At 70.4% G+C, this 15,435-nt stretch carries 13 protein-coding genes and 1 pseudogene; 4 read left to right on the top strand and 10 right to left on the bottom strand.

What is annotated here, in order from left to right; genetic code table 11:
- The first annotated feature begins 22 nt into the window (after positions 1-22).
- Positions 23-1,876, top strand: coding sequence for an HAD-IA family hydrolase (locus tag ACZ5SK_RS02415; RefSeq protein ID WP_361699955.1), 1,854 nt, complete (start codon positions 23-25; stop codon positions 1,874-1,876).
- 29 nt (positions 1,877-1,905) lie between these two features.
- On the top strand, positions 1,906-2,616 hold the full coding sequence (gene upp / locus ACZ5SK_RS02410) for a uracil phosphoribosyltransferase (RefSeq protein ID WP_334580763.1): 711 nt from the start codon (positions 1,906-1,908) through the stop codon (positions 2,614-2,616).
- Between the two features lie 64 nt (positions 2,617-2,680).
- Here the strand turns inward: upp and pspAB are convergent, their stop codons facing one another.
- The 6 genes and pseudogenes from pspAB to glnA form a co-directional block, all read right to left on the bottom strand.
- Entirely contained in the window at positions 2,681-3,313 is a 633-nt protein-coding gene (gene pspAB, locus ACZ5SK_RS02405; RefSeq protein WP_457493643.1) for a PspA-associated protein PspAB, read from the bottom strand.
- Between the two features lie 5 nt (positions 3,314-3,318).
- On the bottom strand, positions 3,319-4,239 hold the full coding sequence (gene htpX / locus ACZ5SK_RS02400; protein WP_334580766.1) for a zinc metalloprotease HtpX: 921 nt from the start codon (positions 4,237-4,239) through the stop codon (positions 3,319-3,321).
- A 118-nt stretch (positions 4,240-4,357) separates the two neighbouring features.
- Complete coding sequence (locus ACZ5SK_RS02395) at positions 4,358-6,295, bottom strand: substrate-binding domain-containing protein (RefSeq protein ID WP_361700460.1); 1,938 nt, start codon at positions 6,293-6,295, stop codon at positions 4,358-4,360.
- Positions 6,296-7,144: 849 nt separating this feature from the next.
- Positions 7,145-7,765 (bottom strand): annotated as a pseudogene (locus tag ACZ5SK_RS02390) (5'-methylthioadenosine/S-adenosylhomocysteine nucleosidase family protein); the annotation flags it as partial.
- Between the two features lie 162 nt (positions 7,766-7,927).
- Positions 7,928-8,185 (bottom strand): SCO2583/SCO2584 N-terminal domain-containing protein, encoded by a 258-nt coding sequence (locus tag ACZ5SK_RS02385; protein WP_079662803.1) that lies wholly within the window; start codon positions 8,183-8,185, stop codon positions 7,928-7,930.
- Between the two features lie 123 nt (positions 8,186-8,308).
- Positions 8,309-9,718 (bottom strand): type I glutamate--ammonia ligase, encoded by a 1,410-nt coding sequence (gene glnA, locus ACZ5SK_RS02380; RefSeq protein WP_079662804.1) that lies wholly within the window; start codon positions 9,716-9,718, stop codon positions 8,309-8,311.
- Between the two features lie 197 nt (positions 9,719-9,915).
- Between glnA and ACZ5SK_RS02375 the strand changes: the two genes are divergently transcribed.
- On the top strand, positions 9,916-10,383 hold the full coding sequence (locus ACZ5SK_RS02375; protein ID WP_334580772.1) for an RDD family protein: 468 nt from the start codon (positions 9,916-9,918) through the stop codon (positions 10,381-10,383).
- Between the two features lie 79 nt (positions 10,384-10,462).
- Here the strand turns inward: ACZ5SK_RS02375 and ACZ5SK_RS02370 are convergent, their stop codons facing one another.
- The 4 genes from ACZ5SK_RS02370 to lipB form a co-directional block, all read right to left on the bottom strand.
- Positions 10,463-11,167: a DUF4191 domain-containing protein gene (locus ACZ5SK_RS02370; RefSeq protein ID WP_334580774.1), complete on the bottom strand. Its 705-nt coding sequence runs from the start codon at positions 11,165-11,167 to the stop codon at positions 10,463-10,465.
- 83 nt (positions 11,168-11,250) lie between these two features.
- Complete coding sequence (locus ACZ5SK_RS02365) at positions 11,251-11,463, bottom strand: SCO2195 family GlnR-regulated protein (protein WP_334580775.1); 213 nt, start codon at positions 11,461-11,463, stop codon at positions 11,251-11,253.
- Between the two features lie 279 nt (positions 11,464-11,742).
- Positions 11,743-12,708 carry a lipoyl synthase gene (gene lipA, locus ACZ5SK_RS02360; protein ID WP_361699964.1) on the bottom strand — a complete coding sequence of 322 codons (966 nt, stop codon included), beginning with the start codon at positions 12,706-12,708 and terminating at the stop codon, positions 11,743-11,745.
- A 73-nt stretch (positions 12,709-12,781) separates the two neighbouring features.
- Positions 12,782-13,582 carry a lipoyl(octanoyl) transferase LipB gene (gene lipB / locus ACZ5SK_RS02355; protein ID WP_334580778.1) on the bottom strand — a complete coding sequence of 267 codons (801 nt, stop codon included), beginning with the start codon at positions 13,580-13,582 and terminating at the stop codon, positions 12,782-12,784.
- Positions 13,583-13,843: 261 nt separating this feature from the next.
- Between lipB and ACZ5SK_RS02350 the strand changes: the two genes are divergently transcribed.
- Positions 13,844-15,364 (top strand): regulator, encoded by a 1,521-nt coding sequence (locus tag ACZ5SK_RS02350; RefSeq protein ID WP_334580779.1) that lies wholly within the window; start codon positions 13,844-13,846, stop codon positions 15,362-15,364.
- The last annotated feature ends 71 nt before the right edge of the window (positions 15,365-15,435 follow it).

Raw genomic sequence — 15,435 nt, 5'->3', positions numbered from 1 at the left:
GGACCCGGCCCAGGAGACAGCTGTGACCCGTGTGGCGATGTTCGACCTGGACGGCACCCTCGTCGACTCCCCGAGGGCGATCGTGGAGGCCTTCGCCGTCGCCTTCGACGCGATGGGCGCCGACCCCTGCGACCCGGCGGACGTCCGGGCCACCATCGGTCTGCCGCTGGAGCAGGCGTTCGGCAAGCTGCTGGGCGCGCCGCAGGACGACCCCCGGGTCGCCGAGGGCGTCGCGCAGTACCAGAAGGCGTTCCGTACCGTCATCCTGCCCCGCGCCCGCTCGCTGGTCTTCCCGGGCGTCGCCGAAGGCCTCGCCGCACTGCGCCGCCGGGGCATCGTGCTGACCGTGGCCACCAGCAAGTTCCACGCCAGCGCCGACGCCCTGCTGACAGCGGCGGGCCTGCGCGACCACATCACCGTCCTGATCGGCGCCGACGACGTCACCCACCCCAAGCCGCACCCCGAGTCGGGGCTGCTCATCCTCGAACGGCTGGAGGCCCGCCCCGGGCACGCCGTGATGGTCGGCGACACCACCCACGATCTGAGGATGGCCGAGGCGGCCGGCATCGCCTCGGTCGCCGTCACCTACGGAGTGCACCGACGACCGGAACTGGAGGCGGCCCGCCCGACGCACGTCGCCGAGACCTTCCCCGAGGTCGTCACCCACCTCCTCGCCCTCCTCGACGACGGCGCCCCGGCCGACGACACCGTCGAGCGGCTGCTGGACGACAGCACCTACCACATCGAGTTCAACGGCCATCTGACCAACCACGTCAAGCACGCCGTCGTCGCCCTCGCCGGCCTCGGCGTGGACCCGCAGCGCATCAAGGCCTACCACGACAACTACGTCACACTCACCCCGTACGGCTGCGCCGTGGAACCGGCCAGGGCGCCCCAGTGCGTCATCGACGACGACAACTGGCTCGAACTCCTCGGCAGACGCGAGGACTTCGCCGCCTACTGCGCGTTCTTCGACAGCCGCGAACGGGAACTCGGGATGCCGGAACTCCTGCGGCGCTACCTCCCGCACCTCCTTCCGGGCTGGGCCGGAGCCCTCCAGCACGCCACCATCCACCTGGGCTGGGCCCTGGACGCCGGCAACCGCCGGATGGCGATCGAGGGCATCTCCTACCTGGCCTTCGCCTACGTCGACTGCCACCCCGAGCGCGGTGTCCCCTCCGGCGCGCACGACGCCGAGCTGCCGATGGACTCGCTGCTGCGCATCGCCGGCTTCTGGGAGGACAACCGGCGCCAACTCGGCGCCTGGGTGGAGAACCTGGTCGACGACACGACGGCCGACATCCACCCCGAGCTCCTCAGGTCCGGACTGCAGTACCGGATCGCCCGGATGCTCGGCGAGGGCCACCCGCTGATCCACGACACCCCCGCCTGGGTCACCGAGCAGGACCCGGACGCCAGTTGGGACCAGCTCACCTACCTGGTCACCCTGCTGTACCTGGCGGAACCGGGCGACTTCCTGCTGCTGCACCTGATGACCGCGCTGCACGCGATGCGGCACATCGCGGACGCCCTCCCCGCCGAACAGCGACCCGAAGCGGTCCGGTGCTACTGGACAGGGATCCTCGGCGTGCTGTTCTCCCGCGGCCACTTCTCCCGGCCCGCAAAGCTGACCGCGCTCCACCGCCTCTTCGACACCGCCCTGGACGACGTCGCCGATCCGCGCTGGGCCCGGGAGTGGGAGTGGCTCGTCGCCCGGGCCGTGGAGGAGGAGGAAGAGCACAACCCGAAGCTCGTCTACGTCATGCGCGAGATGTGGCGCCGCACAGGAGGCAGGTCGATCTACCGCGTCGCCGCCGGCCAGTTCACCGCGACTCCGGAACTCCCCTCCACGTTCGAACAGCCCCCCGTCGACTGACCACCCCCACCTGACACGAGGAGCCCCGCATGACCACCGCGACGACCACCGCCACTGCCGGCGCACCGACGACCGTGCCGACGCTCGCGACGTACCTCGACCGCAACGTCCACCTGCTCCCGCAGACCGACCAGCTCCGCGCCCTGCACACCGTCGTCCGCGACCGGAACGCCCGCCGCGAGGACTTCGTCTTCCACGCCGGCCGCATCATCCGCCTGCTGACCGAGGCGGCCCTGGACCTCCTGCCCTTCGAGCCGTACGACGTCACCACCCCCGTCGGCAGCACCTACCGGGGCCTGCGCTTCACGCGGAAACTGTGCGGGGTGCCGATCATCCGCGCCGGCGAGAGCATGGAGGCCGAACTGCGCGCGGTCGTCCCCGGCATCAGGATCGGCAAGATCCTCATCCAGCGGGACAAGACGACCAAGCAGCCCCACCTGTACTACACGGCGCTTCCCGACGACATCGCCGACCGCCACGTCCTCCTGCTCGACCCGATGCTCGCGACGGGCGGCACCGCGCTCGCCGCCATCGAGGTCCTGCGGGAACTCGGCGTGCCGGAGGAGCACATCGTCTTCGTCAACTTCATCACCGTGCCGGAGGGCATCACCGCGGTGTGCGAGCGCTACCCCGGGGTGCGGATCGTGACCTCCGCGATCGAGGAGCGCCTCAACGAGAACGCGTACATGGTCCCCGGCATCGGCGACTTCGGCGACCGCTACTTCGGCACGGACCGGTAGAGAAGAACCGGCAGAGAAGAACCGGCAGAGAAGAACCGGCAGAGAAGCAGCGCGGGCGGGCGGGTCAGAGGCCGGGGGCTCCCCACACCGGGAACCAGCGGCTCAGGTCCTGCTCGATCCGCAGGTCGTTCGTGAGGGCGGCCTTCACCTGAAGCTCCAGCGGGTTGTCGCGCCGCCGCCCACCACCGGGCAGCGGCGCGAACGGATAGAACGAACCCCGTTTGTACAGATACACGAGCGCCAGCCGACGCCCGCCCCCGGCCGCCGCCCCGCCCGTCCCGTCCATCCCGCCCGTCCCGCCCGTCCGTTCCTCGAACCCGGCGAGGGAGCACAGCAGTTGTGGGCCGAAGCCGTTGACCTCCATCGCGCTGTTCACCGCGTGCAGGTCGTTGACCAGGAGCGACAGCTCGTCGGGGGAGCGCTGCGAGACCAGCCAGGAGTAGCCGTAGTCGTCGCGCACCAGCCGCACCGGGGGGCCGGTGCGCTCGGTGTCCGCGTCGAGGAGCGCCTGTACCTCGCGGTGCGTCTGCTCGAAGGCCGAGCCCTCGACGGTCGCGAAGCACACGGCACCCTGCCCGGTCGAGGTGAAACCGGCCGCCGCCTCCAGCGTCACCGCCGCGGACGGCAGCGCGAACAGCTGATCGAGGTCGGGCACGACCGGCTTCGTCCTGCCGAGCAGGATGTCCAGCAGCCCCATGCGCCTCAGCCCGCCTTCCCCGGAGTGGCCGCCTCGCCCAGCTCGGCGGAGATCCGCCCCAGCTGTTCGAGCCGCTGCTCCAGGCTCGGGTGGGTGGAGAAGTACCGCTCGATGCCGGGCTCCCGGCCCGTCGCCGGGGTGAAGTAGAAGGCGTTGAAGGCCTGGGCCGTCCGCAGGTCCTTCGTCGGGATCCGGGCGATGTCGCCGGAGACCTTCGTCAGCGCGGAGGCCAGTGCCGAGGGACGGCCGGTCAGCTGCGCCGCCGCCCGGTCCGCCGCGAGTTCCCGGTACCGGGACAGCGCCCGGATGAGCAGGAAGCTGAGCGCGTACACGGCTGCGGAGACACCCATCACGACGGCGAAGACGGCGGCGGTGTTCTGGTCCCTGCGCCCGCCGCCGAACACCTGTGAGTAGAACGCGAAGCGCACGATCAGCCCCGCGATCACACCGAGGAACGACGCGATCGTGATCACGGCCACGTCCTTGTGCGCCACGTGCGACAGCTCGTGCGCGAGCACACCCTCCAGCTCGGCCGGCTCCAGCCGCCCCAGCAGGCCCGTCGTCACGCACACCACCGCGTGGTCGGGATTGCGCCCGGTCGCGAACGCGTTCGGCATGCCCATCTCGGAGACGGCGACCACCGGCTTCGGCATGTCGGCGATCGCACACAGCCGGTCGATCACGGCATGCAGCTCGGGATACTCCTCGCGCTCCACGACCCGCCCGCGCATGGCGAACATCGCGATCCGGTCGGAGAACCAGAACTGTGCGACGAACATCGCCGCCATCAGCACGACGACCAGCAGCCATGACTTCAACAACACGATCAACGCGGCGACGAACGCCACGTACAGCAACCCGAGCAGGAACATCGTGACCGTCATCCGCACGGTCAGCCGCCGGTCGCTCCGGAAACGGCTCTGCATCTGCATCACCCCGCAGTCAGGCACTCGTCCCACTGTCCATTGTGCTCCCGCCCCTCCCATGGACAGATCGAGATCGGCCCTGCGGAGAGTAAAGGAACACAGCAAGGGAACGAGGGGGTCAGAAGTTGGAGATCACGCTGGTGATGACCTGCTCGATCGTCTCGGCCTTCTTGGCGTCGTAGTCCTTGCCGCCGCTGGCGTGCGCGATGTCCTCGAGCGCGCTCCTGCCGTTGGCGTCGTCCTCGTCGGCCTCGCTCCCGTAGGCGATGGTGAAGACCCGGATCTGGTGCTGAGCCGGGTCGCCGATCCGTTTCAGCAGCTCCGCCTGCGTCAGGCTCCCGCTGTCCTCGTTGCGGCCGTCGGTGAGCAGCACGATCGCGTTGATCGCCTGGGGGTCGTAGTCGTGCCGCATGGCCTCGGTCGCGGCGTCCAGGGTGTCGTTCAGCCCGGTCGCGCCCTCCGCCACCAGGTTCTTGACGTTGTCGGCCAGCAGGCCGGCCCGGGTGCCCCCGGCCAGCTTCTGGTCGTACGGGCCGAGCGGCACGAGTTCCTTGTAGTCGTGTTCGCCCTGGAGGGTGGAGGCGTCGGAGAACTTCCACAGACCGACCCGGTCGGTGCCGACGAACTCGCCGAACAGCTTGGACTCGGCCTGCTTCAGCCGCTCCATCTTGGTGTCGCCGACGCCTGGGATCACGTCGTTCATCGACTCCGACGTGTCGATGACGATGCGCACGTTGGCACGTCGGCGCAGCGCGGGCCAGATCTCCAGCAGATGGCCGAGGACGTCGCCCCTGGGCATCGGCATGCGGGTGAACTGCGCCTCGGGCAGGACTCCGGCGGCCTGCACGAGCTGTGTGGACCCGTTGGGGATCTTGCCCTCGTGGGTGCGGAAGCCGTAGGGGGCGAACTGCTTGCCGTAGACCTCGGGGCTCTGCAGGTATCGCAGGAAGTCGTCGGCCACCGCCTTCTTGGCGGAGCTCATCCCGTTCAGCTCGATGTACGGGTGGTCGGAGAACGGGACGCCGTCCTTCGGATAGAACGACACCAGCGGGGTGTCCGGCAGGGCGGTCCTCTTGCAGTCGGGGTCCGCGCTGAGCGCGCCGCACGGGTAGCCCGCGTTGTAGGCCACCACGCTGCTCTCCTCCAGCGTGACGGCGGAGATGTACGACATGGCCTTCTGGGGGCTGCTCCGGTCCGCCTCGCGGAGGTTCGAGAGGAAGGTGAGGGTGGTGTCGCCGTAGTGGACCGCGGCCTGCTCGATGCTCTTGACGAACGCGCGGTTGTCGGGATTGTCGATGTGCGGGATGCCCAGCTCACCGCTGGTGCCCGTCTTGGCGTAGAAGGCGGCGACGGTCGCGTTCAGCCCGGAGGTGGAGTAGCGCGGGTTGGTCTTGCCGAGTTTGAAGGCGCCCCACTCGGGCTTCTTGTGATCCGCCCAGAAGCCGTTCGCGTTCTTCGCCCACTCGGCCAGCTGTTTCCAGGTGAACCGTCGCTCGGGCCAGTTCAGCGCCTCGGCCATCGGTTTCGGCATGGCGATGGTCAGCGGGCTCTGCACGATCGATTCTGCCTGCTCGGGGAACTGCTGCGCGTTCGCCCCCTTGGCCTCGGCCCTGGCCAGCGAGAGCCAGGTGCTGCCGGCGGGGGCCCACACGTCCGGCTTCGCCCCGTCGGACTCGCCCCAGCCTGCGACCAGGGCGCGCATCCCGTCGCCCGAGTTCTTGTCCTCGACCTTGATCGCCAGGCACTTCCCGCCCGCGGTCCGGGTGCCGTAGGCGTCGGCCGCCAGGCGCAGGGGCTCCGACTTGTCCACGGAGGCGGCGATGGTCAGGGGCGCGGCGTTCGCCTGCTCACAGGCCGCCAGGCTGGGGGAGACGGGGCCGGAGAGCGGCTTGGCGTCCTTGCCGTGGGTCTCCCCGCTCCCGCACGACTGCACAACGAGCCCGAGGGCGACCGCCGTCGCGGTGAGCGGCACCCAGACCACCACCCGGCCCTTCCAGCCACGCTTGACGCCCTTCTTCCCGGTGCCCTTCCCACGGCCCGTACGCAGCTGCGCCACGAACGACCGACGCGGGGCGCGGCCGCCCGGCCCCCCTGACGGCCCCGATCCCCCCGCAAGACCCACGGAGGTCACCCCCGAGGCCTGCGACGTCTCAGCTGCCCCCGAACCCCCTGCGGTCCCCGCCGCCCCTGAAGCCCCTGCGGTCCCCGCCGCCCCGGAAGCTCCTGCGGTCCCCGCCGCCCCTGAAGCTCCTGCGGTCCCCGCCGCCCCCAGAGCCCCTGGGATCCCCGATGTCTCCGATGGCTGCGACGCCCCTGCGGACACCGACGTCTCTGAAGCCCCTGAGGACACCGACGTCTCTGAAGGCCCTGCGGGCCCCGCTGCCCGCGAAGCCCCTGCGGCCTCTGCCGCCCCTGAAGCTCCTGCGGTTCCCGCTGCCCGCGAAGCCCCTGCCGTCCCTGCCGCCCCTGAAGCTCCTGCGGTTCCCGCTGGCCCCAGAGCCCCCGCGATCCCCGGCGTCTCCGGCGACTGCGACGCCCCCGCTGTCCTCGAAGTTCCTGCGGACACCCACGTCTCTGAAGCCCCTGAGGAGCCCGCGGGCCCCGGAGCTCCTGAAGCCCCCGCCGACCTCGACGTTCCCGCCGACCCCCACGTCCCCGTCGACCCCGAGGTCTCCGAAACCCCTGCGGACCCCGAAGCGCCTGCCGACCCCCACGTCCCCGCGGACCCCGACGTCTCCCGAGTCCCCGGCGTTTCCCGAGCCTCCGGCGTTTCCCGAGCCTCCGATGTCCCGGACGTTCCCGGTGGCGGCGTGGCGGGGCCGGTGCTTTCGGGCTGGTGTTGCAGGAGCACGGCGACGGCGACCTCCGCCGCGTTGGCGGCCGCCCGCTGCTGGCCGCCTTCGGCCTCGGCCGCGCCCTTCCCGCCGTCCGCGCGGTCGCTGATCCCGCGCACGACAAGGGCTTCCGTACGGTGGCGCTGCGCCGCCTTGCAGAAGCCGAAGCCCTCCATCTCCAGGGCGGCCGCATCCTGGTAGGTGCTGCTGAGGCGGCGCCGGATGTCGCCGGACTTGGCGTCGAGCACGACGTCGCCGGAGGCGATCGGCTTGAAGTGGCACTTGATGCGGACGTCCGCGTACAGCGCCGTCTGCCACAGGGCGAGCGAGGTGTCCACGGCGTCGGGACGGGCGCCGCGCCCCTGGGCCGACACCTTGGCCCCGTGGATCTCGTACACCTTGGTCGCGACCACGACGTCGCCCGGCGGGATGTCGTCCTTGAGGCCGCCCGCGATCCCGACCAGGAGCGCGACGTCCGGGCGCAGCACCTCCAGCAGACCGTGCGTGCCCAGCGCGGCGACGACGTTCGTCACGCCCACCTGGGCCAGGTGCACGGTCCATGAGGCGTAGACGCCGTCGAGCTCGAAGGTCTGCACGACCGTGGCGTTGACTCTCCGCTGCCCCTTGGGCCGGGCGTGCTCGGACCGCAGACAGGCCAGCAACGGGGAGAACTCAACGGGAAGCGCTGTCACGACGACGGCGGTACGCGAAGGGCGGGCTGTTGTCACCGGACCAACCGTTCTTGATGCCGACCTGAATACCGACGGTGAGCCAAGAGACACAAAACTAGCACCGAGCGGCCCAACAGCCCTGGCAGTAAGAGCAATTGCCCTTGCTCCCTACACGCCCCTGTTCTAATACGGCGCCCGGAACCGCAGGTACCCGAGCAGCAGGATCGCCGCGATCACACAGCCCAGCACGAGCGCCGTCGACGCCCAGGACGAGCGGCGCGGTGTGACCGGCCCGGGGTCGCCGCGGAACGGGACCGGCTCGGGCGGGTTCTCCTTCCAGCGGGCGGCCAGCATGCGGGCCCGCGCCGAGGGTTCCTTGTGCGTCGCGTCGTCCGCCCACCGGAGGTCGAACTCCCGCTCCGCGTCGTCGTGTTCGGGCATCCCCGTATCTCCCCGTACCCCGTTATCGAACAGCAGTGCCAGAAACCATACGACGGCGCCCCCGCCCTGTGAAACAGAGCGGGGGCGCCGGGACGGCTCACGCGTGGTGCACGCGCGGTCCGATCACACGTCGAAGTACAGCTCGAACTCGTGCGGGTGCGGACGCAGCTGCAGCGGGGCGATCTCGTTCGCGCGCTTGAAGTCGATCCACGTCTCGATCAGGTCGGACGTGAAGACGTCACCGGCGAGCAGGAACTCGTGGTCGCGCTCGAGGGAGTCGAGGACGGCCGGGAGCGAGGTCGGGACCTGCGCGACGTTCGCGTGCTCCTCGGGAGCCAGCTCGTAGAGGTCCTTGTCGATCGGCTCGGCCGGCTCGATCTTGTTCTTGATGCCGTCGAGACCCGCGAGCAGCAGGGCCGAGAAGGCGAGGTAGGGGTTGCCGGAGGAGTCGGGCGCGCGGAACTCGACGCGCTTGGCCTTCGGGTTGGAGCCCGTGATCGGGATACGCATGGCCGCCGAGCGGTTGCGCTGCGAGTAGACCAGGTTGATCGGCGCCTCGAAGCCCGGGACCAGACGGTGGTAGGAGTTCACCGTCGGGTTGGTGAAGGCCAGCAGCGACGGGGCGTGCTTGAGGATGCCGCCGATGTAGTAGCGGGCGGTGTCCGACAGGCCCGCGTAACCGGCCTCGTCGTAGAACAGCGGGGTGCCGTTGCTCCACAGCGACTGGTGGACGTGCATGCCCGAGCCGTTGTCGCCGAAGATCGGCTTCGGCATGAAGGTCGCGGTCTTGCCGTTGCGCCAGGCGACGTTCTTCACGATGTACTTGAAGAGCTGGAGGTCGTCGGCCGCGGCGAGCAGCGTGTTGAACTTGTAGTTGATCTCGGCCTGGCCGGCGGTGCCCACCTCGTGGTGCTGGCGCTCGACCTGGAGGCCGGACGCGGCCAGCTCCAGGGAGATCTCCGCGCGCAGGTCGGCGAAGTGGTCGACCGGCGGGGTCGGGAAGTAGCCGCCCTTGTAGCGGACCTTGTAGCCGCGGTTGTTCTCCAGCGCACCGGTGTTCCAGGCGCCGGCCTCGGAGTCGATGTGGTAGAAGGACTCGTTCGCGCCGGTCGCGAAGCGCACGGAGTCGAAGACGTAGAACTCGGCCTCGGGACCGAAGTACGCGGTGTCGGCGATGCCGGTCGACGCCAGGTACGCCTCCGCCTTCTTCGCCACGTTGCGCGGGTCACGGGAGTACTGCTCGCCCGTGATCGGGTCGTGGATGAAGAAGTTGATGTTCAGCGTCTTGTCGCGGCGGAACGAGTCGACGCGCGCGGTCGACAGGTCGGCGCGCAGCGCCATGTCGGACTCGTGGATGGCCTGGAAACCGCGGATCGACGAGCCGTCGAACGCGAGCTCCTCGTCCGGGTCGAACGCCTCGACGGGCAGCGTGAAGTGCTGCATGACGCCCGGCAGGTCGCAGAAGCGGACGTCGACGAACTTGACGTCCTCGTCCGCGATGAACTTCTTGGCCTCGTCGGCGTTCTGGAACATCCAGCTCCTCCTACTCCCGGCCGTCGAGCCGGGGTGGTAGTTCGTTCGTGCGGCCAGTGCGGTGGCACACGCTGTCGTCGACCCTAGGGACGCGTGATTTCTCGGGCGTGACCCATTTGTTTCGCACAAGTTAACCGGACCGTGCCCGGTGTACCCCACCTGTCCGTATCGCGAAACGGGCGCAGTACCGTGGACGCGTGGACAACAGGGACGCAATCGGCTCGTGGCTCTCCGGACCCCGCGCGGCCATGGAAGACGCCGGTGCCGACTTCGGATACCGGGGCGAGCAGCTCGGTCTGCCGGAGGAGGGGCCGGGCTCGATCGCCCGCCCCGGGCGGCGGCTCGGCGCCCTGGCCGTGGACTGGGGCCTCAGTGTCTTGATCGCATACAGCTTGATCACGGACGGCTATCGGCCCGCCACCAGCAACTGGGCCCTGCTCCTCTTCCTCGTGATGAGCGTCCTGACGGTCGCCACTGTCGGCTTCACCCCGGGCAAGCGCCTCTTCGGCCTGCGCGTGGTCTCCGCCGACACCGGCGCCGTCAGCCCCCTGCGCTCCGTGGCGCGCACGGTCCTGCTCTGCCTGGCCGTCCCCGCCCTGGTCTGGGACCGCGACGGCCGAGGCCTGCACGACCGACTGGCCCGCACGGTGGAAGTACGGATCTGAGACGAAGAGGTATCGAACGAAGGGGCGCCCCGAGTGATCGGGGCGCCCCTTCGTGATGTCGTGACCTGGGACAGGCGACTCAGCGGGCCTTGCCGCCGCCGCCCTTCGGCAGCCGCATGCCCTTGGGCATCGGCCCCTTCGGCAGCGGCATGTTGCTCATCAGGTCGCCCATCGCGCGCAGCCGGTCGTTGGTGGCCGTGACCTGCGGGCCGGCCAGGACGCGCGGGAACTTCAGCAGGGTGGTGCGCAGCTTCTTCAGCTCGACCTGACCCTCGCCCGTGCCGACGATCACGTCGTGCACCGGGACGTCCGCGACGATGCGGTTCATCTTCTTCTTCTCGGCGGCCAGCAGGCTCTTCACCCGGTTGGGGTTGCCCTCGGCGATCAGCACGATGCCGGCCTTGCCGACGGCCCGGTGCACCACGTCCTGGCTGCGGTTCATCGCCACCGCGGGGGTCGTCGTCCACCCCCGGCCGATGTTGTCGAGGACGGCCGCGGCCGCGCCGGGCTGTCCCTCCATCTGACCGAACGCGGCCCGCTCGGCCCGGCGCCCGAACACGATCGCCGTCCCGAGGAAGGCGAGCAGGAAGCCCAGGATGCCGAGATAGACCGGGTGGCCGATCAGGAAACCGATCGCGAGAAAGACACCGAAGATGAGGAGGAAGACGCCCGCGAGTACCAGGCCGATCGTCTTGTCGGCCTTGCGGGTCATCTTGTACGTCAGGGCGATCTGCTTCAGTCGCCCGGGGTTAGCGGCGTCCGCCGCGCTGTCACTTCTCGCCATGCCACGAAGTCTACGTGCCCTCTCAAGCGCCTACGACGGCAGGAGGGGAGCTGCGCGGCGGGGGATCAGGGGTTGGCTGGAGGTCAGGGGTGGGTGGAGGTCAGGGGCGCGGTGACCGCCTCGAGGACGCGCTGCGCCTCGACCCGGTCCTTGGCGCGACGGCGGTCCTCCAGCACGGAGGTCCAGGCGTTGCGACGGGCGGTGCGCTGGCCGCTGCTCATGAGCAGCGACTCGACGGCGCGCAGTGCGGTGCTGAAGGTCGGGATCGCGGTGGCGCGAACGGGCGCGGCCTGCATGGTGGGTGTCCCCCTCGGACGGCTTCGGGTAAGGGCGGCGTGGTGCACGTGATGTGATACGAGCGTCACTGATTGGTGTTACCAGGGCGTGACCGACCGGTCAAACACGAATGAAGCCTTGATGCGCAGGGCCGAAACGCTGACGCGGCCCCGACGACGCCCTCATCTGCGAGGACGGTCGGGACCGCGTCATATCGGTCACTACCGGCTAGTAGGTTCTTGTGCGCGAATTCACACACTCGGCCTGCGGCCGTACGGCGCAAGCGAGGTGACGTCGCGTCAGACAGCCTGCGCGGCGATGAAGGAACCGCGCTTCTCGACGGCCATCTGGTAGAGGCGCCCGGCACGGTAGGAGGACCGTACCAGCGGACCCGACATCACGCCGGAGAAGCCGATCTGCTCGGCCTCCTCCTTCAGCTCGACGAACTCGTGCGGCTTGACCCAGCGCTCGACGGGGTGGTGGCGCACGGAGGGCCGCAGGTACTGCGTGATGGTGACCAGCTCGCAGCCGGCCTCGTGCAGCTGCCGGAGCGCGTCGCTGACCTCCTCGCGGGTCTCGCCCATGCCGAGGATCAGGTTCGACTTGGTGACGAGGCCGTAGTCGCGGGCGGCCGTGATGACGTTCAGCGAACGCTCGTAGCGGAAGCCGGGGCGGATCCGCTTGAAGATCCGCGGGACGGTCTCCACGTTGTGCGCGAAGACCTCGGGCCGCGAGGAGAAGACCTCGGCGAGCTGCTCCGGGACCGCGTTGAAGTCGGGAGCGAGGAGCTCGACCTTGGTGCGGCCGGCCTCGCGCTCGGCGGTCTGCGCGTGGATCTGGCGGACCGTCTCCGCGTAGAGCCACGCTCCGCCGTCCGCCAGGTCGTCGCGTGCGACGCCGGTGATGGTGGCGTAGTTCAGGTCCATCGTGACGACGGACTCACCGACGCGCCGCGGCTCGTCGCGGTCCAGCGCCTCGGGCTTGCCGGTGTCGATCTGGCAGAAGTCGCAGCGCCGGGTGCACTGGTCGCCGCCGATGAGGAAGGTGGCCTCGCGGTCCTCCCAGCATTCGTAGATGTTCGGGCAGCCGGCTTCCTGGCAGACGGTGTGCAGGCCCTCGCTCTTCACGAGGTTCTGCATCTTCGTGTACTCGGGGCCCATTTTCGCCCGGGTCTTGATCCACTCGGGCTTGCGCTCGATGGGGGTCTGGCTGTTGCGGACCTCCAGGCGCAGCATCTTGCGTCCGTCGGGTGCGACTGCGGACACGACCGGCTCCCTAACGATTGATTCTTCGGCGTCCCCCAGGGTACGCCCGTGGATTTGAAAGCCCGCTGCGGCGTCAGGCTGCCGGTGTTCTCTCGATCTCCCGCGGCTTGGGCTCCGCGTTCTCCAGGACGTCCCTCAGGTGCCGTTCCACCACCGGCAGGACCTCCTCGATCGTGACGTCGCGGCCCAGCTCGCCGGCGAGGGAGGCGACGCCCGCGTCCCGGATGCCGCACGGGATGATCCGGTCGAACCACTTGTTGTCCGGGTTCACGTTGAACGAGAAGCCGTGCATGGTGACGCCCTTGGCGACCCGGATGCCGATCGCGCCCACCTTCCGGTCCTCCCGCCGCTGACCGGCGTTGGACGGCGCGTACTCCGGCCCGTTCAGCCGGGGGTCGAACTCCTCGTCGGTGAGCCGGGGGTCGAAGTCCAGCGACAGACCGCCGAGCGAGGGGCGCTGCTCCACCGGGTCGCCGAGCACCCACACCCCGCTCCTGCCCTCGACCCGGGAGGTCTCCACGCCGAACTCCGCGCAGGTGCGGATCAGGGCGTCCTCCAGACGCCGCACATGGGCGACGACGTCCACCGGGCGCGGCAGCTTCAGGATCGGGTAGCCCACCAGCTGGCCCGGCCCGTGCCAGGTGATCTTGCCGCCGCGGTCCACGTCGACCACCGGAGTGCCGTCCAGGGGCCGCTCGTCGTCGGCGGTGCGCCGGCCGGCCGTGTAGACCGGGGGGTGCTCCAGAAGCAGCACGGTGTCCGGGACCTCGTCGGCGAAACGGGCCGCGTGCACCCGGCGTTGCTCGTCCCACGCCTCCCGGTACTCGACGGCGTCCCCGCCGAACCCCATCCGGACGAACCGCAACTCGCTCACGGCAAGCGCCTCCCTGAAAGTCGTCAGGCGCGTCACGCGCCCAAGCCACTGTACGTCCGCGCCCTCCGCGTCCTTCGGGCCCTCCGCGTCAGCCGCACGGTCAATCCTCACACGATCGGATGAATGAGCCCCGAGATGTGCGAGCGGCTGCTTACTCTCCGCTACATTCGCGCCGTTCAGAGGCCAAAAGGGCTGATCACAGCATCAGCGCACTTCATCCGGGCACGTCACAGGCCCGGGAGGCAGGAGACCGCACCGCAGATGACGGAACGACCCGCGCAGCGCACTCCCAACCGCCAGCTCGCCGCGCTCATCGCAGAAGCGGGCTTCTCCAACGCGGGACTGGCCCGTCGCGTCGATCAGCTCGGCCTCGAACACGGGCTGGACCTCCGATACGACAAGACGTCCGTCACCCGGTGGCTGCGCGGGCAGCAGCCCCGGGGCACCACACCCGCCCTCATCGCCGAGGTCTTCACCCGGCGGCTGGGCCGTCGGCTCACCGCCCAGGACCTCGGTCTGGACGCCTGCGCCCCCGTCTACGCGGGCCTGGAGTTCGCCGGATCCCCCGAGGAGGCCATCGACATCGTCGGCGGGCTCTGGCGCAAGGACTCCGGCAGCCACGCCGAGCTCCGCAAGATCGCCTTCACCCCGGCGGGGCTCGTCGTGCCGAGCCGCGACTGGCTGATCGGGCGGGCCGACGAGAAGGTCGCCCGCAGCGAGCCGCCCGCCCGGGTGCCCGTCCAGGGCCGTCCGTCCGCCCGGCCCGCCACACCCCAGCAACCCTCGTCCCCGCCGGCCACGCCCGCGCCCGCCCAGGCCTCGCCCGCACCGGCGGCCGTCCCCCGGCAGCGGGGCCACGCCACCGAGCGCGGGCCCGGCCAGCGGGTCACCGGCGGCGACATCTCCGCACTGCGCTCGGTCGGCGAGCTCTTCCGCACCCTCGACGACAGGTACGGCGGCGGCCACGCCCGGCAGGCCCTCGTGCGCTACCTGGAGCACGAGTGCGAGCCGATGCTGCGCGGCTCCTACGGCGAGCAGACCGGCCGCCGGCTGTTCGCCGCCGCCGCCGACCTGACCCGGCTCGCGGGCTGGACCTCCTTCGACATCGCCGCGCACGGCCTGGCCCAGCGCTACTTCGTCCAGGCCCTGCGCCTGTCCCAGGCGGCCGCGGACCGGGCGTACGGCTCCTTCGTCCTGGTCACCATGAGCCGTCAGGCCGTCTATCTCGGACACGGGCGCGAGGCGGTGCAGCTCGCGCGGGTGGCCCAGCAGGGGGTCGGCACGGGCGCCCCGCCGGTCGTGCAGGCGCTGCTGCACTCGGCGGAGGCGCGCGGGCACGGCGTGCTGGGCGAGGTGCGGGCCTCGACCGCCGCGCTCGTACGGGCCGAGCGGGCGCTGGAGGCGGCCAAGGCCGGGGACGAGGTGCCGTACTGGGCGCGCTTCTTCGACGAGGCGCAGCTCGCCGACGAGTTCGGGCACTGCCACCGTGACCTGCAGCAGTTCCGGGCGGCCGTGCAGCATGCCGAACGCTCGCTCCAGCTGCGTCCCGCCGCGTACGCCCGCAGCCGGCTGTTCTGCCGGGTCGTCCTCGCCTCGGCGCGCCTCGGCCTCGGCGAGCTCGACCAGGCCTGCCAGCTCGCCGCCGAGGCGGCGGGCCAGGCGGCCGAGATGCGCTCCGTACGCGCCCTGGAGTACGTCAGGGACTTCGAACGCCGCTTGGAGCCCTACCGGGACGCGACCCCGGTCCGCACCTACCGGGACAAGGTGGCAGCCCTGGGCTGAGGCTCTTTTCTCGGTCCCTTCCGACCCACTGCGCCCACCGCGTCGGGTGGTGAGGTGCGACCCCGGCCCGC

The sequence above is a fragment of the Streptomyces sp. NPDC031474 genome (genome assembly GCF_055581185.1).
The sequence above is the reverse complement of the archived record's forward strand: the minus strand, read 5'-3'. Positions and strand labels throughout refer to the sequence as shown.